At 55.1% G+C, this 23,048-nt stretch carries 16 protein-coding genes; 4 read left to right on the top strand and 12 right to left on the bottom strand.

Annotated features, from left to right (window positions below; all coding sequences use genetic code 11):
* Window positions 1-33: 33 nt before the first annotated feature.
* The gene (locus tag KF784_10340) at window positions 34-1,491 is read right to left on the bottom strand and encodes a hypothetical protein (protein ID MBX3119455.1); all 1,458 of its coding nucleotides are present in this window, start codon (window positions 1,489-1,491) and stop codon (window positions 34-36) included.
* 220 nt (window positions 1,492-1,711) lie between these two features.
* Complete coding sequence (locus KF784_10335) at window positions 1,712-3,094, bottom strand: hypothetical protein (GenBank protein ID MBX3119454.1); 1,383 nt, start codon at window positions 3,092-3,094, stop codon at window positions 1,712-1,714.
* 350 nt (window positions 3,095-3,444) lie between these two features.
* On the opposite strand from KF784_10335, the gene KF784_10330 reads away from it, so the two are divergent.
* Entirely contained in the window at window positions 3,445-4,470 is a 1,026-nt protein-coding gene (locus tag KF784_10330) for an isocitrate/isopropylmalate dehydrogenase family protein (GenBank protein MBX3119453.1), read from the top strand.
* 166 nt (window positions 4,471-4,636) lie between these two features.
* Here the strand turns inward: KF784_10330 and KF784_10325 are convergent, their stop codons facing one another.
* Genes KF784_10325 through KF784_10315 form a run of 3 tightly spaced genes read right to left on the bottom strand, consistent with a single transcriptional unit; the run spans window position 4,637 to window position 7,097 of the window.
* Entirely contained in the window at window positions 4,637-5,704 is a 1,068-nt protein-coding gene (locus tag KF784_10325; GenBank protein ID MBX3119452.1) for a hypothetical protein, read from the bottom strand.
* Window positions 5,701-6,321 carry an SRPBCC domain-containing protein gene (locus KF784_10320; protein ID MBX3119451.1) on the bottom strand — a complete coding sequence of 207 codons (621 nt, stop codon included), beginning with the start codon at window positions 6,319-6,321 and terminating at the stop codon, window positions 5,701-5,703. Before KF784_10320 ends, KF784_10325 begins: the two co-directional genes overlap by 4 nt.
* Window positions 6,318-7,097, bottom strand: a complete 780-nt coding sequence (locus KF784_10315; GenBank protein ID MBX3119450.1) for a helix-turn-helix domain-containing protein — start codon at window positions 7,095-7,097, stop codon at window positions 6,318-6,320. The genes KF784_10320 and KF784_10315 overlap by 4 nt, the downstream gene beginning before the upstream one ends.
* A 262-nt stretch (window positions 7,098-7,359) precedes the next feature.
* On the opposite strand from KF784_10315, the gene KF784_10310 reads away from it, so the two are divergent.
* The gene (locus KF784_10310) at window positions 7,360-8,358 is read left to right on the top strand and encodes a hypothetical protein (protein ID MBX3119449.1); all 999 of its coding nucleotides are present in this window, start codon (window positions 7,360-7,362) and stop codon (window positions 8,356-8,358) included.
* Window positions 8,351-9,283, top strand: a complete 933-nt coding sequence (locus tag KF784_10305) for a glycosyltransferase family 9 protein (protein ID MBX3119448.1) — start codon at window positions 8,351-8,353, stop codon at window positions 9,281-9,283. The genes KF784_10310 and KF784_10305 overlap by 8 nt, the downstream gene beginning before the upstream one ends.
* Before the next feature lie 81 nt (window positions 9,284-9,364).
* Here the strand turns inward: KF784_10305 and KF784_10300 are convergent, their stop codons facing one another.
* From KF784_10300 to KF784_10275, 6 genes are all read right to left on the bottom strand, one after another.
* Window positions 9,365-11,068 (bottom strand): hypothetical protein, encoded by a 1,704-nt coding sequence (locus tag KF784_10300; GenBank protein ID MBX3119447.1) that lies wholly within the window; start codon window positions 11,066-11,068, stop codon window positions 9,365-9,367.
* A gap of 115 nt (window positions 11,069-11,183) precedes the next feature.
* On the bottom strand, window positions 11,184-12,710 hold the full coding sequence (locus tag KF784_10295; protein MBX3119446.1) for a glycosyltransferase family 2 protein: 1,527 nt from the start codon (window positions 12,708-12,710) through the stop codon (window positions 11,184-11,186).
* A 166-nt stretch (window positions 12,711-12,876) separates the two neighbouring features.
* Window positions 12,877-14,790, bottom strand: a complete 1,914-nt coding sequence (locus KF784_10290; protein ID MBX3119445.1) for a S1 RNA-binding domain-containing protein — start codon at window positions 14,788-14,790, stop codon at window positions 12,877-12,879.
* Between the two features lie 191 nt (window positions 14,791-14,981).
* Window positions 14,982-16,214, bottom strand: a complete 1,233-nt coding sequence (locus tag KF784_10285) for a TlpA family protein disulfide reductase (protein MBX3119444.1) — start codon at window positions 16,212-16,214, stop codon at window positions 14,982-14,984.
* A gap of 181 nt (window positions 16,215-16,395) precedes the next feature.
* Window positions 16,396-17,004 (bottom strand): 30S ribosomal protein S4, encoded by a 609-nt coding sequence (rpsD, locus tag KF784_10280; GenBank protein ID MBX3119443.1) that lies wholly within the window; start codon window positions 17,002-17,004, stop codon window positions 16,396-16,398.
* Window positions 17,005-17,163: 159 nt separating this feature from the next.
* Window positions 17,164-18,441, bottom strand: coding sequence for a PDZ domain-containing protein (locus tag KF784_10275; protein ID MBX3119442.1), 1,278 nt, complete (start codon window positions 18,439-18,441; stop codon window positions 17,164-17,166).
* 99 nt (window positions 18,442-18,540) lie between these two features.
* Here KF784_10275 and KF784_10270 point away from each other — a divergent pair, with 99 nt between their 5' ends.
* Entirely contained in the window at window positions 18,541-20,733 is a 2,193-nt protein-coding gene (locus KF784_10270) for a hypothetical protein (GenBank protein ID MBX3119441.1), read from the top strand.
* Here KF784_10270 and KF784_10265 read toward each other — a convergent pair.
* Window positions 20,730-22,976, bottom strand: coding sequence for a hypothetical protein (locus KF784_10265; GenBank protein ID MBX3119440.1), 2,247 nt, complete (start codon window positions 22,974-22,976; stop codon window positions 20,730-20,732). The two genes, KF784_10270 and KF784_10265, sit on opposite strands and share 4 nt — an antisense overlap.
* Window positions 22,977-23,048: the final 72 nt, after the last annotated feature.

Raw genomic sequence — 23,048 nt, 5'->3', positions numbered from 1 at the left:
CCTCCCCAAAGACGCTGCTCTGCTCGTCTTAACCTAGCCGCCTCTTAAAAGGCTCAAGATTCCTTGCGGAATTTGGTTGGCCTGCGCCAGAACCGACATACCGCTCTGGTTGAGAATCTGCAATCGAGTCATCTGCGTGATCTCGCTTGCCATATCTGCGTCACGAATCGAGCTCTCGGTCGCGGCGAGGTTCTCTTGCGAGATACCCAGCGACCGAACCGTCGATTCAAGGAAGTTCTTCTGGAACGATCCGAGTTCGCCGCGCATTCGGGCGACCTGCTGGATCGCGTCGTCGATAATGCGCATGGCGTTCGTTGCGCCCGTTTGGGTGGTTACATCGATGTCGGCAAGGCTCATTCCGCTGACAACGCCGGTACCAAGTCGATTTGCAAAGACTGGCGGCATGCTGAACTGAACGGCCTGACCTTGGTTCGCGCCAATCTGGAACTGAACATTGCCGGCGGTGATTTCGCCAACGACTGCTCCGGCTCCTGTGATGGACTGGTTGCCCTGTTCGGTCAATGTGATTGCGTTGCCGTAGTTATCGGTGAGTCTCAGACCCGATTCCTGCGGGCCGCGTCCGCCTGTGAACAGCGTTGTCGTGACGCCCGATTGAGTGGTGATCGTGACGTTGAACACAGCGTCGATACCGCTGGCGCTGCCACTGGCCGATGTGTGTAGGATATTCGTCGGGTCGAAGAAGCTGATATTGTGCTGCGAACCGTACTGATTCTGCACGAGGTTGATGGAGATCGGACCACTGCCGGAAACCTGCGCGGTGACGCCGGTTGTGCCGGACATCGCGTTGATCTTGCTGAGCAGCGCGTTGACCGATTCGTTGCCGTCGGTGGTGAAGGAGTAGCCGTTGATAACGAAAGCGCCTGCGGTTGGGACGATGCTGCTTGTGTTTGCAAACGTCTGGCCGAGCGAGATCGATGCGACGGTTCCCTGAGTGACTCGTGAAATTGTGATCGGGCCGGTTGCGGTGCCCATTCCAGCGAACGTTCCACCGATGTAGAGGCTGGATACGTCGTTGACGCTGGTGACGTTCGCCATTACGCCAGCAGTACCGTCGAGCAGTTTCTTGGTTCCAAACTGGGTTTGCTGGGCGATTCGGTTTACCGACTGGATGGTAGAGCGAATTTGTGTTTGGTCGGCTTGAAGGCCGGACGAATCGACAACAGCGGTGTTGGCGGCGTGTACAGCCAGACCTCTGATGTTCGTGAGAAGCCGCTGCACTTCGTCGAGGGCGGATTCTGCCGTCTTGGACATGTTGACAGCATCCTGCGAGTTGCGGATCGCTTGCTCAAGGCCCTTCATTTGGGCGCGCATGCCTTCGCTGATGATGAGACCAGCGGGGTCGTCGGCTGCGCTGTTAATGCGCAAACCTGTGCTCAGACGGCCAATTGTGCCCGTAAGCTCCATTTGCGTGTTGCCTAGATTGCGCAAGGCATTCATCGCCGCAACATTCGTGTTAATTCTCAGACTCACTTCAATGTCTCCCTTCTCGTGTCGTATCGTCCGTGATTGAGGTTTTTTTGAAAAAACCCGTAGATTTCATGTGAAATGGTTGGCGATATGTGGAACAACTTTAGATTGCGGCTAAAGAAACCTCACAAATTGGGCAAGATTTTGAAATTTTGCGGTCCAAGACGCAAAAAAGACCCCAGTCCTGTTGGACTGGGGTCTTTTTCATAGCCGTAAGTGGCTTTTACCAGGCTGAACGGTTTGTTGTACCGAACTTGGTAATCACGTAGCCGTCGCGCTCCCACTTCAGTCGATACCAGTGGAACACGCTTTCTGAGCGTCCCCAAGGATCGACGTATTGGTGGCGAGCCTGAACTTCGACTTCGTCGCGATTTCTCTCGACACGCACGACTTCGTAGCGGCGAGTTCGGGTGGTCATGATGCCGTCGAGCATCAGATCGTAGAACTCATCTGAATCCAGAGAGTACGAATACCTCTGATCGAAGTAGATGTCGATGTTGCCACGTCGGGGAAGCAATCGGCTAAGCGCTCGGCGATCTTGTCGCTCGAACATGCTCACGATATCGTCGACGGCGTAGTCGAGATCGCTCCGGTTGTCGTTAAACCAACTTCCGCTGTTGTTGTAATACGGGCGATAGTTGTAGTACGACCCTCTCCAGTTATAGTTCTGATTGCCGCTCAGAACGATAATGTTGTTGACCTGGAGATATCCGGGCAGATGGTTGTAGTAGTACCACGGCGAGACGTAGCAGTTCACGGTGGGCGTGAACACATAGTGCGAGTACCAAAAGTCGTCATCGCACCAGCCGTTGTGATAGCTGTAATATCCGCGCCGATAGTCGGGCGAAGGGTGGCGTGCACGGGGATTGTCCTCGCGCAGCACCTGATTCTTTAATGAACCTGCGATCACGTCGATCGGGGCGTTCCCGATTCGGCCCGGGGATGAGTTGCGCTCGCCACGGTTGCTGTTGTTGACGGTGTTGTACACGCGGTCTCGGCGGTTGCTCTTGCCAAGGTCGCTGTCGTTACCTTGACCAGGGCGGCCTTGATTGCTGTTGTCAATTCGTCCTAGCTTGTCATCGCCACGGTTTCCGCCGCTATTGCCGCCGTTACCCTGGTTTCCGCCACCGATAATGATGGGAGGTCGGTTATTGCCGTTTCCGTTTCCGTTACCGGACCCGCCATTCCCGTTGCCTGATCCTCCACTGCCGGAGCCGCCGCCGTTGCCAGAACCACTGCCTTGACCAGGTCGTGGTTTCTTGCCTAGACCGCCATCGTCACCGCCACCCGAAGTCGGGGGCTTATTCTCTGGAGGCCGATTCTGTGGGGGCTTGCTCTCCGGTGGCTTGTTCTGGGGTGGTTTGTTTTCGGGGGGCTTCGTCTGAGGAGGCTTGCTCTCAGGCGGTTTGCTCTCTGGGGGCTTTGATTGGGGTGGCTTGCTTTCGGGAGGCTTAGTCTGTGGCGGAGGCTTGGTCTCCGGTCCACCGCCGCCACCCTGGGTTGGTGGCTTTGGCTTAGGCTTTTTCCCGAGTTCGTCGTCGGCATGTGACATGCCTACTACGAGCGCCATTGCTGCAGCGATACTTAGAATTCGGAATGTGTTCATAGCAAAGTCCTGTGTCTATTCTATCAAACGATTGGGCCAATGCCGCGTTTTGGACGAATTTTAGTCAATGGGACCAGGGGGAGGATTGTAGATTTTGGATTTTGGATTGTTGGGTGTTGGGGCGTTCGGGCGTTCGGGCTTTCGGGCATTTGGGCGTTCGGGCTTTTGGGCGTTGGGTGGTGGGTGGTGGGTGGTGGGTGGTGGGGTAGATAGCTGACGGCGATCACCCATAGCTGATCGCTGATCGCTGATAACTGATAGCTGATAGCTGATAGCTGATAGCTTATCTCTGATCGCCGATTGCTCATTCCTACCTACCGAACACCCAGCAGAATTGCCACAATACTAATATGAGTAAGCAGCGCATTGGCGTGATACCCGGCGATGGTATCGGCCCTGAGATCATGGAGGCCACCATCGGGATCCTCGAAGCGACTGGTTTTGAGGCTGATTGGGTCTATCTTGACGCGGGCCTTGGCACCATCGAGAAGTGTGGGTCGGCGATGCCGCCGGCGACCATTGAAGCGATTCGGGAGATCGGTGTTGCGATTAAGGGGCCGACCACAACCCCAAGCGGTGGTGGGCACACCAGCGCGAATGTCGCTTTGCGCAAGGCTCTCGATCTTTTTGCGAACGTCCGCCCGATCAAGACACTTCCCGGAGTGAAGGGACCGTTTGCCGATAAAGATATCGACATCATCATCGTGCGCGAGAACACCGAAGACCTTTATGCGGGCATCGAGTATCAGCCCCATCCGGATGTGGCGCAGTCGATCAAGGTCATCACCCGGCAGGGAAGCGCTCGGCTTTTCAAATACACGTTCGACATGGCGCGAAAGCAGGGTCGCAAGCGTGTGACGGTGGTCCACAAGGCCAACATCATGAAGCTCAGCGACGGCCTTTTCCTCGAAGAGTTTTACAAGGCCGCCGACCTGAATAAAGATATCCAGGCCGACGATATCATCGTCGACAACTGCTGTATGCAGCTCGTTACTCGACCCGAGACGTTTGATGTGCTTGTCACTGAGAACCTGTACGGCGACATTATCAGCGATCTTTGTGCGGGCTTGGTGGGTGGACTCGGACTTGCCCCTGGGGCCAACATCGGAGCAGATTGCGCAGTGTTTGAAGCGGTGCACGGCTCGGCGCCGGATATCGCAGGCAAGGGAGTTGCCAACCCGACGGCGCTGCTGTTTAGCTCGCTGATGATGCTTCGCTATCTGGGGCATCACGAGCAGGCAGATCGGATTCAGAATTCGGTTCTGCGGGTTTGTCAGGAAGGGCAGTGTTTGACGATTGACCTTGGTGGAAAGGCTTGCACGAAGGAGTACAGCACCGAAGTGATCAATCTGGCGAAGACGGCTGTAGCTTCCTAGTTTTTTGGGAGTGCGCGGATTTATCCGCGCTTTCTGATCCCCTCATATCGAAAGATATGGGGGGATCATTTTGTCTCCAGACGCTTCGTCTGGAGACAACGTTTACCCCACGCCTTTTATCCCCTCCCCATCAATCCTTCGGCTTGACAAGGAGGGGAAAAGTGAATCACAGCCCGGCTGGCTTTACGAACAGCTTCTCATCCAGCGGATCGTTGATCCGCACGGAAGAGTAGGATCGCGGCGCGGGGTCCGTCTGCATCCCCTTATAGCTGACCGTAATCGTCATCGGCACCTCGACGCCGCTGATTTTCTGATAGTTCGACCATGCGCGAGTCACCGCCGTGTAAGGCCCTGATGCCCGATCCCGGCTGATCGTCGCGATGATCCGATGCGTCTTGGGATCGAGGATCATCGTCACCGTCTTGCCCAGCATCTGCACCTGCACCGCATCGCCGGTCCCGTTATAGCCGGTGCTGGAGATCGAAACCGGCTTGGCGCGGAACGTCGTGTCACGGCTGGAGCGCAGGAGCATGATCGGCTGCTTGATCAGATCGCGTTGGAGGTAGCCAAGTTCCTGCCCTCCAAGGTTGAAGGTATCGCGCCCATCGTGCGCCCTGCCTTCGCTGGTCGTTCCCCAGTTCCAGGCGCCGCCGCCCTCCCAGACCGAGCCGGAGTAAAAATGTCCGGGGTGTTTCATTCCGTAGGTCCGAATGTGCGCCGCATCCTTGCCGTCTGAGGTCTTGTACGGCGAGGAGGTTTCCCAGACGAAGCTCTTGATTCCAGAGATCGCCTGCCAGCCACCATGCGCTTCGACTGCTTTGTCAAGTATGGCCTTGGCGGCCTTTGCTTCTTCAGCTGTGGGTTTTAGGTCAACGTCTGGCTTGTCGACATGGTTTGCCGGGTCGCGCTCGAACGAAGCTTTGCAGCCCAGTGAGGCAAAGAGCCAGATCCTGCCGTCGTAGACCGTAAATCGGGTTCCGTCTCCCCGTCCGCTCAGTGGCCCCATGCTTCCGCACGCGCCACCGATCTGCACTCCCCAACGCTCGGGGTCGGCTTTGAAGAGATCAAGGTTCTTCTGATTTGAGAATGTGTAGGTGTAGAGGCCATGCTTGTATGTCAGGTCAGCCTTTCCGGCTACGCTGTGGCCTTTGCAGAGTTCGACAGGGTCATTGCCATTGAGCGCAGCGGCGTCGGCGGCGATGATGAATGCTGTTGCGAGCAGTGTTGAGATCATGATCCTTTCTCCAAAATGTCTTTGAGTGTCGTGAGAGACGTTGACCAAGCTTCGCGGATGCCATCGGCTTCAGCCCGTGTTTGAATTCGGTCGTGGTTGACGAGGAGGCCGGTTTTTCCGCCCTTGTCGGTGAGAACGACATCGACGAGGCTTTCGTCTCCTCCGGCTGTATGCCAAGAGAAACGAAGGTCTTTGTTCTCGCGGACGCGTTTAAAGGTTCCTTTGTTGCCGTCCCCGTCGTCAAGCGACCCGCCTTCTTTGGGGTCGACCTTTGCGCCTGAGCCAATCCATTTGCCGAGTAGGGAAGAGTCGGTCCAGGCTTTGTAAACGGCATCGACCGGTGCGTTGATGGTCTTGGTGGAGCAGATGAAGTATCCCTTCAGCCTGCCGTCCTTCTCCTTCTTGCCCTTATGCTCTTCGTAGCTTACGCTGAGCGTGCCCGCCCACCAAGCTTCGACTTTGCAGTCGGCATAGAGGTAGTTGTTGATCTCGCGTCGGCCTTGGGATTCCAGTCCTTTGGCTTCGATCTCGGCGTACCACTCTTGCATTGTTTTGCCGGTAGCGGCCTTGCAAGCTTCGTCCGTAATCGGATTTTGTGATTTGATTTCGACTTTCATGCTGCACCCCCCGCTTTTGCTTCGCAATATTTCTTCAATGCATCCTCCATCAGCTGCCGAGAACCTTCTTCCAGCATCTTCTCAAGCTCTTCTGGCACCTCTCCCCACATGCTGAGCTGTTTCTTGTATACGGTGAATTCTCCGTCTTGGCTGAGCGTTTCTGAGTTTTTGGCTGAGAAGTTCCCCATGAAGCCAATCCCGACGACGATCACTTGCTCATCCGGTTTGAGCATCATGATTGTGCCAAAGGCGACGGAACCTCCCCGGGCAAACCGTTCTCCCAGTGTCCCGCCAACCACATTGTCAAAATAGAGTGTTGAATCGGCGTGGAACTTGTGCGGCCACCACTCCGGATACCCAGCGGTTAGCGCATGATACACCACGCTCTTTGGAGCGCGGATGCGCGTTTCCATTTCAATTTTCACCATCCGATACGATGATTCATTCATTTGTATTGCCTCGTGTTGAGTTTGTGCGTATCGCTTCAAGTGTTGGGCCGCTTCGGCCGCGCTCGACGCAATCGGGTTTACCCATTGCTCGTATAAGTCCCTTAGCAACGCCGGGTTGGAGTAGTTGTACCGGTTTCGGCCCTCTTTTCGGGCTAAAACCAGTCCGGACTCTTCCAGAACTCCCAAATGCTGCATGACCGCAAACCGGGTTAGACCCGGCATGGCACGGGTGAGATCACCCGTGGTTTTTGGGCCACTGCGCAGCAGGTCGAGAATCTTCCTGCGGTGCTGGCTGGACAGCGCTCGCCAAACGGTTTCCTGTTCCACGACGTCAATACGTGATAAAAGTATAACATATTGTTGGGAGTCGTGAGTCGTGAGTCGTGAGGGATTTCTCGCAAAGTCCGCAAAGGGGCAAAGGACGCAAAGAGGGGCCGGTCTTTCTTGATCGACGTGAATGGTTATTCGCAAAGGACCAAGAATAGATCTCCTGTTGGACGCGGAGGTGACCTCCCCACCCAACCCTCCCCTCCATTTCCGGAAAAATGAAGGGGAGGGCTTTTATGCTTTGAACCGGTAAAATCTCTCTGTGATCCGCTATCAGGGCCAACCCTTACCCAAAAACCCCCGCATTGCCCTGATCTCCAACGACGCCATTGGGAATTACGCGATCGCGACGTCGATTTTGGCGATGATCAAGGCAGAGCTCAAGCCTTCGCAGTTGATCTATTTTGGGGGAATGCGGGTAGCCGAGTTCCAAACTGAATCTAAGCTGGAGGACATTTCCTATCCCTACTGGGGGCTGCCAGATAGCAAGCAGGGTGAGATCCGAGCAAGGCATTCTGGTCAGATCGATCTGGTCGTGAACCTTGAAATTTCCGAGACTGCTCAGGAGCTTGCAGCGAGTTTGGCGGGGGGAGACTGCTTGGTCAGTGGGCCTTGTGCCGGATTGCCCTATCCTAACGACCTCGAAGGCAAACTCTGGCAAGACCAAGAATGGATCGCCGAAGATATCGTTGGTAAGTATCCGTTCCTCAAATCCGGCTTCATCGTTGAGATCTTCGCCCGGCTTTGTTATCTCAAAGGCGACATCCTCCCTTATCAACTTCCCTCATCAAAGCCAAACAGGGAAGTGCCAGACGTTCTGATCGCGATGTCCGCCAGCCTCCCAGAAAAACTCTGGCCCCTTGAGAATTGGAAGGAAATTATGGGTTGGCTGAATGGAAGAGGTTTGAGCGTTGGACTCCTCGGAGCAAAGCCTACCGATCAATCGAAGTTCTGGATGGGCGCTGCCGACGAGCAGGCATTGGTCGATGCGGGGCTTGTAGCGGACCTTAGAGGCGTTTTTACGCTGCCGGGCGTCGTAGGAGCCATCGACGCCGCCAAAGCCGTGTTTACGCTCGACAACGGCATCATGCACCTCGCCGCATCGACGAGCACTCCAACTGTCGCCTTATTCCGGCATGGCATCCATCGCCTTTGGTGTCCGCCGTTTGGTCAGATCACGGCGTTGACCGCTGGGGAAAGCAGTCCGGTTTCGGAGATCAGTGTAGAGACCGTAAAGGGGGCGCTGAGCGGCATTGTCTGAGAAGGTCTTTGTCTGGCTAAAGCCGCAGTTTTTGGGCGATGCGGTCATGGCTTGCCCGATGATCGACAGCATGATCGACGCCAATATTCAGGTCGTTGTGCGAGCGAGCCCGATCGTCCAGCAGGTTCTTGCCGACCGTGCGGCCAAGGTTTGGTTTGTGACGGGTGGCAAGATCAGCGGCTTGGGCGCGATCCTGAAAGCCGCAAAAGAGCTGCGAGCCGAAAATCCGGATGCAATGTTGCTGGTGAATCGCAGTTTCCGTTCGGCCTTGGCGGCTCGCTTTGCCGGCGTGCCGATCAGAATCGGGCATGCGACAGAGGGGCGCGGATTCCTGCTCACCCATCGCATCCCCTACGATGAGGCTCGGTTCGAGGCGGAGTGTTACCTTGATCTGCTTGAACCGCTGGGAATCAAACGGTCGGTGAGTCTGCCATCTTTGACGGTCACGGAAGAGGAAAAGGAATCAGCCTGTGGCTTATTGGGCGGCGCTACGGTCGGCGTTCAGCCGGGGGCGCGCTATCCTGAAAAGCAACTCCCCATCCAAACGCTCGCCGAAGTTGCCAGCGCTCTGCAGCAAAAAGGTTTGCAAATCGCGATGCTTGGCGGGCCGGACGAGGTGGAAGATGCGGTTAAGTTTCAAAGTTTAGTTGGCGCTCCAGTAGTTGATCTCGTTGGGAAGTGCTCTATCCGGCAGACTCTTGCTGTGCTGTCCAATCTCAGGCTGATGATTGGGAGCGATACCGGCCTGATGCACCTTGCCGTGGCAGTTGGTTGCCCGACGGTTACGGTCTTTGGCCCGAACCCGATTTCCAAGTGGGGCCACCATTACGGACCGCACTATCCCACCGCTGCACCGGAAGGAAAGCCGTCATTAGTGAAGGCGGGGGAGATTGTTGAGTTGGCGCTGAAGAGCGTTGGCACGTAGTCGGCAAGTGGTTGACAGGTGGTTGACAATTGGTCGGCAGGTGGTTGGCAAGTAGTCGGCAGGTGGTTGGCTGATTTCGATTTAAGACTTCAGCCATCCTTTTCGTAACTCTATCGCTTTCGGCGTAGCGAAAGGATCGAACTCAATTCGCCATGCGTTTTCGGTGACGGACTGCAGCTTCAGTCGAAGGGGGATGGTTTGTCCGTTTCGCACGATGTGGAGATCGTAGGGTTGATCGGGCGATACATTGGAGAATGAAGTCTCTGTGAACGGCTTTCCGAGGACCTTTACAATCCGGTCGCCGTTTCTCAAACCCAGGGTCACCAGGTTCGCCATGATGTCCTGCACGGTGTCTTGATTAAGTGTGAACCCAAGGAGTTTATATGTCTTTCCAGGTTGGCGAATGCGGAGGCCAATGGCAGAAAGTCGCTCGTAGGGAAGCTCTTGGGTCGTGCGTGCCATCTGGTTGTATAGCTCAGTGAAGTCCTTGCCGGAGACTTCGTTGATCGCCTTAAGAATGCCGTCCTCGGGATATCCGGGTTGGGGAAGCTTATGCCGTGCGTAAAGCAGACTCATCACGTCGTCGAGGCTCTTCTTTCCGTCGGTTGCTGACCGAATCTCAGCGTCGAATATCCAGCCCATGAGAGCGCCTTTGGTGTAATAGCTCAGGTCGCCAATGCCAAATCCGCCGTTCTCCCAAGCTTTCGTCGATGTCTCCTCAATCGTGCTTCTGAGTCGTTGTCTTGACCGTTGAAGCTCTTGGATCATCGCTTGATAGGATTCGAGCAGCCAGCCGGAATCACGAACACCGCTTTGATAGACATGGAGGTGTGCGTAGTAGTCGGTGACTCCCTCGGCGAACCAGAGGTTTGCTGTGCGGGCTTGCTTTGTGTAGTCGAAGGGGCCGAGAACGGAGGGTCGAATCTGTTTTACGTTCCATGAGTGAAAGAATTCGTGAGATGCGAGGGCATCGAGGTAGTCCTCGTCTCGGTTCGGGATGCTCATGACGGTGCTGTTTCGATGCTCAAGGCCACCACTGAAGTCACCAACGGCGAGATGGATGAAGTAGCTGTATCGCTTGAAGGGCGCTCCGCGCATCATTTTGATTGCAGGCGCGCTGATCTGAGCGAGCATCGCCGTCGTTCGATTGAGGTCGATGCCATACTTGCCGTCCATTGACACAAAGACAGCCTCGAACGGTATGCCGGAGACTTCAAATTGGCGTCGTTCGAAGATGCCCATCTCGATGGGGCAGTCAATTAGCTCGTCATAGTCCTTTGCCTTAAAGTAGCCTTCGGGATCCTTCTCGAGTCCGGTTGCGATGTCCCAGTTACCCGGCAGATTGACCCGGAGTGTGGCAGGCTCTTGGAGGCGTCCGGTAGGGAAGACGAAGGCGGCGGGTCCGTTCACGAACGCGGTGTTCTTTCGGACGTTAACCCGGAAAAAGCCAAGCCCCTCATCATCGCCAAGCACCGAGTAACTGAAGGTGACGGGGCCCTTGGTTGGGTTCAGAACCGTCCAGAGTCGTCGCTCTTTAGTCTCTACCTTTAACTCGTTGCCGTGTGGGTCGGTGGCGCGGATGGCGCTCATCTTCTTGTCGTAGTCGAGCAGCGTGTAGAAGCCTGGGCACCAAGCGGGGATGCGAAACTCTTGCCTCTCTTCTGCCTGGTCGAGCGTGAGGCTGACCCGGATCGATTGGGCTGCGGGATCGGGACGCAGAGTGTAGTTCAGGTTGGCGCAAGCGAACGATGGGAGGAAGAGCAGAGCGAGGAGCAAGCGTTTCATGTCTTTGGCGCGGTCCGAAAAGAGAAATCAGACATCGGATATCCGATATCTGATTTCTGAGATCAAAGGATACTTGAATACCCTTGATTCTTTATTACGGAATTGCGCTTTAGATTTACGCCGACTTGTTGGTTCCGAGTGCGAGGATGCAGTCGATCACTTCTCGGCGCTTGGCTCGTGGGTGCGCTCGCATCGCGTTCATCACCCAAGCGACAAACTCAACCTCTCCGGCTTCGTGAACGATGTCGATCATCTCTCCGTTGATCTTGGTGACGTGGCGGTCGTCAAAGTTAAAGTCGAGGGGGACGTGGAGGCTGACGTCGTCCGGATAGGTCTCCAGGGCAGGCCACTCCTCAAGAGTCATGATCTGCCACTTCTCGCCGAATGTTTCGCCGTTGCGCTGGATGTTGGCGTTGTAATCAATTCCTAACTTCTGAAATGTCTTGGAGCCTTTGTGGTGGAGGAATGCACCTTCGGCGACCCAAAGAGTGAAACCAGCAAGTCTTGTTCGGAGATTGTGGTCGTCATCTTCAAAGTTGCCAATTCCAAATCGGGGGTCGAAGCCGCCTACCTCTTTCAGGCAGTCGGGGTGGATCAGGAGCAGAAGTCCGCGAAGCTGAACCTCTTGTCGGCCCGACGAATGCTTCTCTCGACGGAAAGCTTCGGTGTCTTCGTCGAGGGTGTGGACACTGTTGATTGGCAGTTTGATCTGCTGGCAACCGTTGATGTTGTCCGACAGCGGAGCCACAACGCCTGGCTTGTAACCTAGCGAATCGAGTTGTCGCATAGCCAAGACCATCTCGGAGAGACAGCCTTCGGCGGGGACCACGTCGTCGTTCATTACCGCATAGAATTCGCATTCACCAGCCGTGTGCAGGGCGTGCAGACCTCGGTTGCACCCTAATCCGTAGCCCTGGTTTGTCTCGTTGCGGATGAGCGTTGCGCGGGCTCCCCAATCGTTAGCTGCTTGCTGGAGCCTTGCCCACGCAACGTCGTTGGTGCCATTTCCGACGATGGCGAATCGGATTTGACCCGGATACTGATCGATGAATTTGTTGACGGCAAAGACGGCGTCTTCGGTGTTGTCAATGGTGGGTATCGCAATTCCAACTGTTGGCCAGACAACTTCGGGGCAATCTCCAATCGCGGCCATCCAAAGGGTCGCATCAGAGTCGAGGCCGTTTGTGCAGGGGTGGGGCCAGTTCTCGGCCTGGGAGAAGAATTGAGCGGGCTTGTTTGGGAAGGCTCCGGTAACGGCGCTTTTGAAAGCTTCGACATCGCCCGTTGAAGGATTCCACGCGACGATTATGGCTGCGTAGTCCTTGCCGATCGCATTCAGTTCATCTGGCGTGACGGAATTCAGGTTCACATAGATGTCGCATGCCTTTGCAGGCGCGGTGGGCGTGAAGTCGACGCAAGAATACTCAGAGCTGAACGAGATCACTTCTACCGGATCGGCGACCAACGCTTGCACTTGCTGCGCGCAGAGTGTGACGTAGTTGGCTCCCCACGGAAATCCGCTGGCATCGAAGACAGTCTTGTCGTCGACGCACTGCCGGAAAAATCGGTAGCGGGCTTTGAGGGCGGGGTTGTGTTGCGTGGGGGCGGGCTGGGCGTTTTCTAGTTCGTGCTGGAGGGCCATCGTGATCTCCTGGCACTCTTATCGGGGGAAATTCAAAAATCTAAAGTGTTGCTGGAGGTTTTTGGGTGTGAAAGTTCACACAGCCATGAGCTTGGCTGCGCTCTCAAGTAAAAAAACACTCCGGATGAATTCATCCGGAGTGTTTGAGATTGTTGAAGAGGGCTTCTCAGTCCTCTTTCTTTTCTTCAGCAGCAGGCTCTTCAGGAGTTGGCTCTTCTGCAACGGGTTTTTCGGTCTCAGCAGCTGGGGCTTCGACTTCAATCACCGGTGTCTCAACTTCGGCAGCCGGGGCCACGTCCATCGCAGAGGATTCGATTTCGGGAATCGGCGTCTCGCCGATCTCTTCCTCGACTTCCTCGTCGCGGGTTAGGAGACCCTTGAGCATTCCGAGACGCTCGCCGATGGTGACACCGCTGCCACCGAACTGACGCGGTCTGCTGAAGTAATCATCAACATCCTCATCGTCACGGCGTCCGCCCTTGCCCTTCTTGCCACCCTTCTTGCCGCCCATCGGGCCGCCTGCACGGCGTCCGCGGTCGTCTTCATACATCGGGCCAGCATAGCCGCCTCTGTCGATAGCAGCCTGTCCACCGGGCAACAACGCTCGGATGGAAAGAACCATGCGACGGTCGCTCGGGCGAAGGTCGATAATCTGGACTTCGACTTCCTGATTCTCTTCGACAGCTTCTTGAGCTCGCTTGATGCGGCGAACCGACATCTCACTGAGCGGCAGGAAGGCTTCTGCACCTTCGGGAAGCTTAACGAATGCGCCACTCTGGACGATGCGTCCGATGGTGACGGTGAGCTTTTGACCCTGGACGTACTTGTCCTTGATCAAATTCCACGGATCGGGAAGAACTTGACGGTGCCCAAGGCTGATCTTTCCAGAGTTGGCGTCGAGCTTCAGGACCATCACCTGAATCTTCTGGCCTTCCTTGAACATCTCCTTGGGGTGGTTGATGCGCATCCAGCTCATCTCACTGATGTGCAGGAGGCCATCTACGCCGCCAAGGTCGACGAAAGCGCCGTAATCGGTCAATCGTCGGACGGTACCCTCAAGGATGTCGGCGGCCTTGACGCTGCTAAACAGCTCGTCCTTTGCGGCGGCCTTGTTCTCCTCTTCGGCAAGTCGGTTCGATAGGACAACCTTTTTGCGCTCGCGGTCAATCTCGATGATCTTGAACGGGAGTGTTTCGCCTACGAACTTGTCGATGTTGCGTAGCTTTCCGTTGCCGACGTGCGTTGCGGGAACAAATCCTCGCACACCGATATCGACGACGAGCCCACCCTTAACGCGGTCAACGACCGGAGCGTTAATGGTCGTTCCGCTGGTGTGCTTGTCTTCGATGTCGTACCAAGCATTCTCAAAATCGGCTTTCTTTTTGGAGACGATTGCGTTGCCGTCTGCGCCCTCGGGCTTGAGGACGATAACGTCGATCTTGTCTCCGACCTTAATATGCTGAGTGGCGTCGCCGGTGTGGTCATCCAGCAACTCGGCGATTGGAACGATGCCTTCCGATTTCGTGCCGAGGTCGACAAAGACCCGGTCGCGCTCAACCTGGATAACGGTCGCTTCAAGCCTCTCACCCTTGGTGAGGCGCTTGAATGTTCCTTCCACTTCTCCCGAATCCTCACCCGTTTCGAGTGCGTTCATCGCAGCTTCAAACAGGTCGGCGTCGCTCATTCCAGGCACGGCAGGCTTAGCTGGCGCGGCTGGCGCTGGAGCAGGGGCCGGTGCGGCTTCTGCAACGACTTCTGGCGCAGCTTCGACAGGGGCTGGATCGGGATCCGGCTGTGGAGCAGGCGCCTCGGCGACTACGGGTTCGGGCTGAGCTTCTGGCTCAGGCGTGGGATCGGGCGCAGGAGTTGCGGATTCGGGTTTGTCGGCGTCGGGTGTCGGCTCCGTGGGAGCTGAACCGGCGGCTGCGTCGGCAGAAGCTTCGGCCTCCCCGGGTGCGGTGTTCTCGGTGTCCGGGCTCGCGGCGTCTACTTGCTCACTCGTCACGGACGCCTCGATGCCGTCAGGCTGAATCGCCTCTTCCTGGCTCTCGATGGGCGTCGATTGTTGGTCGGTCATCATTAAGATACTCTCGGTGATCGGTCTGGGAACCCTATTATAGCGAATCTATATTAGGGGCACATAAGCATGCAGTATTTGCCCCGGATAAATCAATGAATCCGGGCAACTGCAGGATGCTTCCGACACAAAGTCCTAATGAGCCGAACCGCCCGAGGTTTCGACTCGGGCGGCAGGTTAGGGGCAATGGGGAATTACTTCACTTTAAGAAGCTCTTCGATCTCTTGACGGAACGCCTTAAAGCTTGCCGCAGAATATCCTACGTGGAGCTTGTGGACGGTGCCATCGCGACCGATCACGATCGTGGTTGGGATGCCCGTAATTCCGTAAGCGTCGAAGTTCGAGGCATCTCCGTAGATGATGGGCCAGGGAAGTTTGAATTCGGCGATGAAGTCGCTCATCTTGGCGAACTCTGTATCCTTCGGCATGTCCCTCTCTTTAGCATTTTCTTGAGCGTAGTAACCGTAATATCTTGTTACACCCACGATCTCCAGTCCTTGATCCTTGAGATCGCTGTACATCTGGCGCATATCCGGGAAGGCGGCTTTGCACGGGCCGCACCAGTGGGCGAAGAAGTCGATGATGACGACCTTGCCCTTGAGATTGGCAAGGCTGGAGAATGTGCCGTAGCCGCGTTCGAAATCGAGAGTTGGGGCCGTTGCTCCAATGAGGTTCATGCGTGTCTTTGCGCTCTTCAAATTCCGCTCGCCAGCTGATTTTGGAGTTGCCTTGGCGATAGCCCTGTCGAGAACCGCGTTGGCTTCTTTCTTTTTGTCTGCGCTATACAGCAATTCGGCTCGGCCCGTTGCAGAAGCTGCCTTGTAGCTCTCCAGGCTTTGCTTTTGCTGATCGGTCTCAGGCTCCATATTGTCGAGAAGCTCATCGGCCCTGTCGAACACGCGAAGAGCCTTTTCAAGACCAAGCTTGCCGTTGACGGTGTCGCTGTACAGATTGATTGCGCCAAGCGCGAGAGATTGCTTTTGCGGGTAGCTCTCGGGCTTCATCGCCAAAAGCAGGTTCAGCACATTCTCGGCTTCGCCCAGATTGTTGCAGGAGGACAGCATGAGCTGTTGGGCTGCATATTTCGCCGCACTTGTGGGGCCAGAAGTTAGGAAGCGCTCGGCTGCCATGCAAGCGTTATGATCTTCGCCTGCCATCTGAAAGAGCTGTGCCCAGGCATATCCTTGAGCTGGCTCAACGTGCATCGGGTCGACGTCTTTGACGGCGGCTTGAGCCTTGGCCTTGCGGTCGGCGAAGAGCTCGGCAGTATTGATTGCTTTGCCCGCGTCTCGGGCTTCCTTAACCTTGGCCGCATACTCTTCCTGAATTTGTTTGAGGATTTGTGCGGGGTCTTGCGACTGCGCAAACACGAGGAATGACGCTGCGGCGAGCGACATGACGATTAGAGATTTCTTAAAGAAGTTCATAGCAATCCCTCGACTGGACTTTGCAAGTCTATCACCGAATCATTGAAACTGTGAAGTGCGTCGCGCTTTTGCGCAATGAAAGCCAAGATTACAGGCACCCGATAAGCACGGTTGTCGACAGCACAAAAAAACCCTGCTAAGCGAACGCTTAGCAGGGTTACCGGCTAACTCCCGAGGGAGTTTAGCGTGCGTAGAATTCGACGACCTGCTGCTCTTGGAAGAACTTCGGGAAGTCCTCTCTCTCGGGCAGGGCGATGATTTTGCCGCTGTAGTTCGGTACATCGGCTTCGATGTAGGCTGGAACCGGTGCGCCTTCAAAGTGGCTTGTTCGAGCGATCTTTCGGCTCGACTCGCGGTCACGGACGGAGATCACGTCGCCCACTTTACAGCTAAAGCTGGGGATGTTGACCATCTTGCCGTTGACCATGATGTGGCAGTGGTTGACCATCTGTCGGGCATGGAAGATGGACTTCGCGTATCCCATTCGCCAGACGATGGTGCTCAATCGCAGTTCCAACAATCGAAGGAAGTTCAAGCTGCTGTTGCCGTGCATCCGATGTGCCTTCTGGAAGGTGTTTCGGAACTGCTTTTCCATCATGTTGTAATAGCGGCGGATGACCTGCTTGGCCAAAAGCTGCTCGCCATATTCCGACTGTCGCCGGTCCCTCAAGTTAGGACCGTGCTGGCCGGCAGGGTATTGGCGTTTCGTGCTCGGACACTTCGCCTTGCCCCAAATGTTATAACCCACCTTTCGGCAGATGTCGGTTTTTCTTCCTCGGTAAGTCGCCATAGCTTCTGTATTTCTATCTTAGAAAACGTTATTGGGCGGTGGCGCTTAGGATTCGCCTCCGGCCTCAAACAGCCGCAAGAGGGGATTATACCAGCGTCGGGCAACCGCAAACTACGGGTAGGACTTGGGGCGGCGATTTCTGAGTCTTATGCAGCGTTGCTATGCTCCGATTTTGCCGCCGCCGCTGAGTGCGTTGGGCTTCTTTTCGAGCAGTTGCTTGGCAATCTCGGGGGCGGTGTCCTTTTCTCCGAATCGCGGTGTGCGGGCTTCAGAGTCGGGGACGACTCCATTTCCTTCGAGGCGTACACCACGAGCGGAGATGTAATCCATGAATGGGAATTGAACCTGCCAACCGTTCGGCAGTTCAGCAATCATGGAAACAAGCACCGCGCCTGCCGATTTGGAGCCGATGACCGGCGCCCCGCGGAACTCTCGAAGAGCCATCGCAGTGATTTCGGAGGCGCTGCCCGAACCGCCATCGACGAGAACGGCGAGGCTGCCTTTATAAAGTCCGAGCTTGGATTTGGTTGCGGTCATTCCTCTTGGCTTCACGTGATCGACAACCTTTTTAAGGTCGGTCGAATCGGCCATCGTGTCCTTCTCGTACTTCTTAACCATCGAGCTATTCACGAAGTAGCCGAAGGCATCGTCGGGATCGAGGAAGTAGCCCAGCAGGTTCATCATGTTTAACACGATGCCGCCACCGTTTCCGCGCAGGTCGAGCACGATGCGCTTTGCTTTCTGCGCTTCGGTCATGAGTGTTTCGATGCGCTTGCTGCTGTAGCCGTCCATGAAGGTATGAACTTGAAGTACGGCGGTTTCATTGTCGAGCCAAGTTAGTGTGTCTGGCTCGTCGATGGAGTACTTTTTGCGCTCAATCGTAAATTCAAGAATGTCTTCGCCACGCTTGACCTTGAGTCCGACGTTTGTTCCAACGGGACCCTGGAAGGTCATTCCGCCTTTGAGCTTTCTGCCGTCCGCTTCGAGCACCACATCGCCCGGCTGAATGCCAGCAATCGCTGCGGGCGTGTCGGGGAAAACCTTCACGACACGAAGACCCTCTTCAAGCCCTTCGACACGGATACCAACACCGACGGCGGATCGATCCTTTCTGGCTTCGGCAGCCTTGGGGTTGATGAGCACGAGGTGGCTTGCCTTGAAGAATCGGACCATCTCTTCGTTGATGAGATCAGACAACTGTTCTGGGGACTTCACGTCGTTGATCTCTTGCTCTTTGGACTTGATGAACTCGTCCCACTTCGTGAAATCGACTCCGGGAACGAAAGCTCGCTCCTTGACGACGTTTGTCAAGCCAGCAATAACTTCTTTCTTTGCCTCGGCGGACATGCCTTGCTGCCCCGTCGTTTCCTGTGCGAGCACTGGGAGGGCGGTGGCGATAATGGCGAACGAAACTAAAACTCTTTGGAGCAGTCGCATAAAGATCCTCGAAACCGATTCAACGGCGTGTTCGGTGTTGTCAATGATGATACGTATTATTCTCGGCGCAGATACACCGCGTGCGTATAAAATCTGCACATGAACCCGTTAGAAAGACTGCGCCGAAAGGACAAATGGTTCTTGGGCGGAGGTACGGGTTCCATCTACGCACCGGTTTTTCCGCAGTGGCTGAGCACTGTTGGTTTTTGGGACGAATCGTATTTTGCCGATGTTCGGTTGCAAAGACTATTTATTGGTCTCTTTTTTCAGAACGGCAAGGCTTGTCGGCTCCAATCTCGAACGGTTGATTGGCGGCCCGACCGGCTCCTCTTGGAGCATGCAAGCGATAACCTAAAGCTCCTTGAAACTCGGCTTGTCCTCCCGTGTCACTCCTGGGTGTCAATGATCGAAGTCCTGAAATCTGGGAGTGATCCGGTTGACGTTGCACTATGGTCGTTGCAAGCCTACGATCCGACGGGTGTTGGAACCCCCTGGCAAAGCATTACTTCGGTTGAAGTGATGGGCGACTTCCTCCAGTATCGATTTGATACGGCTTGGCCTCTCGACTTTAAGCCTGATCGAACGGCGGTGGATCAAGAAGCATTGTCCGTCGGTGGGGGGATGGGGAGGGCTTTACCTTTGTATATGACGCTGGGGGCTGACAAACCTGCGCGGAGCCGTTTCGTGCAGCATGCTCAGCGTCACTTTGATGGACCGCTCCACGAGACATGTGCTTTGTTAGGGGGCGAACTCCATACGTTCGTTGGGGGTGGATTACTTGGTGATGATCCTGAACTCGGATTTGTCCACCTGGGTTTGACTTACAGCGTCGGGGAAGGTGAGACAATTGTTTTGGGCTCTGCAGCGGGATTGAGTTCAGAACTGTCGATGAGCAACTTGGAAACGGCTTTGGGCAGTGACCCGGCTCAAGCGAGTGAGAATAGCTGGAAGGCGTTTTTTGGTGGCGTTCCGCAGTTTGAATCCAGCGATCCGTACTTGACGAATGCCTATTGGTACCGATGGTATGGGCTTCGGCTCAATACGGTCTCGATTCCCGACCTTCCGAATGCAGAGTCGTCTCAGTCGTTCTCTCCATTTGTGACGGAAGGGGTGGGCTTCTTCCGGAACTTCGTTACTTATTCCGCTCAAGCTCATTTGCGTGAGGTTGCTTGGATGCACGATCCGGCGCTTGCGTTAGGCATTGTCGATAACCTTGTCAGGATTCAGCGCAGTAACGGGAGCTACCCTGGACACAACTACTCGTGCAGGCCGAGCCGCGATTTTTATCACGCCGACTTTGCGACGGGGTGCGAGCTGTTGGAGGCTCTGCACGGATCCGTCGTGAGCCCGTCGGTGGCGGAGTCCCTTGCTCGATCCCTCATGTACTTCGTTGAGGCTCGATGGGCAAAGAATCGAGCTGGTTTCATGGTCTTCGATCAGAACGAAACCGGGCAAGAGTATATGAACCGGTACCTCTTCGCCAACCCAAACGCCGACCAATGGGAGTCTTTCCGAATCGTGGGGGTTGAGGCGACGGTCTATGTTCTGCGATTGGCGAGGTTGGTGCAAAAGTTAGGTTTGCAGCATGACCGAAAAGATTGGATTGAGCTTGCCGACAAAGCGCTGTCGCAAACTAGAGCCTCTGCCTATGATTCCGATTCGCGGTACTTGTGCGATTCGACCGAGGATGGATTGATCTCGCCTGCCCGCCCTGCGACGGGATTGTATGGACTTTCGGAGAATGGATTGGGCCACAACGCAGATCAGACCCAAGAGATGATTCGGAAGTGGCTCTCCGAACCCGGACTTTTTCGCAGAGGCTTTGGGTTTTTTGCGGAAGCAGCCACAGAGCCAACCTTCGACAGTTTGGGCTCTTGGAAAGGGAAGCGGTTGAACTGTCCGTGGAACGGCAGGAGCTGGCCCATGGCGAACTCGCATATCGTTGACGAACTCGCGACTGTTGCAAGATCAAACCCAGAGTTTTGTGCACTTGCCGGTGAGGCATTGATGGGTTGTATCCGAATGATGTTTCACGAGGGCGACCCGGATCGTCCGAACAGCTACGAGCACTATGATCCTTTGACGGGGCAAGCCTCCGTCTACCGAGGATATGACGACTACATGCACTCGTGGATCGTCGATTTGATTCTTCGCCATGCTGTTGGCTATCAGCCCGACACAAAGAGTTTCGATCCACTCCCCCTTGCGGGTGTAGAGTGGATCGAATGCTCTGGGATTCCCGATCCTTCTGGTTTACAGAGTGTTAGGATCGAAAACGGCCGCGCTGTTTAGGGAAGTGGGGGGCGCACCGTTCCTCCACCGAACATCGGGAATGGGCTCTTCTTAAACTCCTCGACCTTTTTCTTGATTTGATCTTGAACGTCTTGTGGGAGGTTAGAGATCGAGACTGGCTGCGCATCTTTTGGAATGCGGTCGTCATTTAACGTGCGTGTGAACAGCACGTCGTTTGAAACAAAGAACGAGAAGCTGTACTGGGTGCGAACGCCAGGCTTAAGCTGTTGAATCTGGGGCATTTCTCCCGTCATTTGGGACATGTTCGGGTCGGTCTTCATCCACTCAAACATTGCCAGCTCATCAATACCCAATGGCATGCGGTCCATCATTCCCATCCCCACACCGAGGCCAGTAGCCGTGCCGATGAACATCTCCTTGAAGTTGCCAGTTACGTATCCGTTTGAGGGGAGTCCGTTCGGCATGACTTCGGTGGGTTCTTGCCGGTAATCCTTGTCCTGGGTTGGCAAGAATTGGGTCATCAGGGCGAGGAAACCCCCCACTTCCGGTTTCTGTTCAGAACCGATTTGAAGCTTTGTGCTTGATCCGAAGGCCATCTTTGCGACAAGGTCGCGCTGCTGCGGGGCAAGGTTTCCGTAGGGAAGTCGTCCGTCGTTGGCGAGGGTTTGGCGTTGTGACAGATTCAGCGTGCCGTAGAAGCGCAGCGCATCCCAATCGGTCATGCCAATGAATCCTTGCTGCATAGCACCAGGAGCGAACAGCATCAAGTAGAGCTGGGCGGCTGGTGTTGTCATGGGAGATTCGGCGACTTGTGCGTAAGCGGCAAGGTCGTCGAGAGTTGCCATGCCTTTAGTTTGGATGTTGGCAAGGAGGCCTGCCAACGCAACTCGGTTTGTGCGCGATGCTCGTGCGGCGGTCGGGTCTTTGGGTGTGATCGTCATCCACGTGCCTTCTGTGGTCACCCAAAGCGATTTATCCTCTTTGAGCTTCTTAAGATACGTGTTGACAGTCATGGCCTGACCACGGCTGAGGATCATTCCGAAGAGTGAAATCTCATCGTCCGATAGATTTGCGACGATATTTAGCTTCTTTGCTTTGGCTATCGCTATGAGTGCTTCGGACTGGGCAAAGCTGAGGGGATCATGCTCGTCGGGCCTGAGCAGAAGCTTCTCAAGTGCTTCGTCGAGCTTGGGAGGTCCTCCCTGCATCGAATTGCTGAACATCGTCATCATCGACTGAGTTTCTTTGCTGAATTCAATCTTGGTGTCGTTCTCGTCTGGCTTGGTATCCTGAGCCTTCTTGGGATCAAGCGCACCTGATAGCTCTGTGAGGTTGCCAACATTGAACCCAAGCTGGTGTCCGCCTCGGAGGATGACCTGGCCTTTGCTGTTATAGAGCTTCAGTTCTACGGAGATGCTGTCGTCGCCAAAGGGGCCGATCGCCATCCCCATTCCCATCATGCCTCGGGTGATGACCATGATTACCTTTGCGGGGCGTTCGTCAACGGCCTTGGGCTCAGTGATACCGAAGAGTTTCATGAACTCTTCGAGCTCCTTCATATCGACATTCTCAACTTCGATCTCGTCGCTTTTATTCTTGTTGGCTTCGCGCTCTTTCGCAGTCTTGTTATGGTCTGCAACCCAAGCTGAGATAATGTTGGCGACGTTTCCTGGCAGAGGGCGTTGCATTCGGGTGTTTGGCGAAGCAAAGACGAGTCTTTCGTTGTTGCGCACAGACGCGATGAGCGAAGGATCGACTCCCATAAGGAGATAAGAGATGGCTTTGACGTCTGACCCACCTCCGCCGAACATCCCCATCTGCATCATTTCGGCTTCAAACTCGTCGTCGGGCTTTTTGTTTTTGCCGGTGACTTCATCGTAAAGTTCTTTTATCTCTTTCTTGATCTTCGCTGTCGCAGCCTGCGCTGCTTCGCGGTCTTCACGCTGCATTTGAGAGAAGTTTCGTTGGAGGCGCATGACGTCTCCGTCTTTAACCCACACTCCAACGGATGCGGCGGCAATTTTGTCGAGAAGCTGCTTGCCGGTGACGTTATCAACGGAAACAATAAGAATCTCGTTCTTTACTTGAGGCAGCACTTCGAGCTGCATGTCCAGCTTTTTGGCAACTTCGGCGACGATCTTCTCGACCGTTGTGGCCTTCATCGAAAGGCTAATCGGCTTGGATAGCGGATCTTGCGCTGGCTCCTGCGATCTGGCTTGGACGAGCATTGGAATTGCGATCGCGACGGCGAAAGCAACCCCCCACATTTGAGCTTTTTTCATAACATCACCCGAGAAGATTCAATAATTGCGAACTTCACTACATGATACGTCGCTGGAGACAGTCAGGTTGTA

Source organism: Fimbriimonadaceae bacterium, from assembly GCA_019638775.1.
Classification (GTDB): domain Bacteria; phylum Armatimonadota; class Fimbriimonadia; order Fimbriimonadales; family Fimbriimonadaceae; genus JAHBTD01.
The sequence above is the reverse complement of the archived record's forward strand: the minus strand, read 5'-3'. Positions and strand labels throughout refer to the sequence as shown.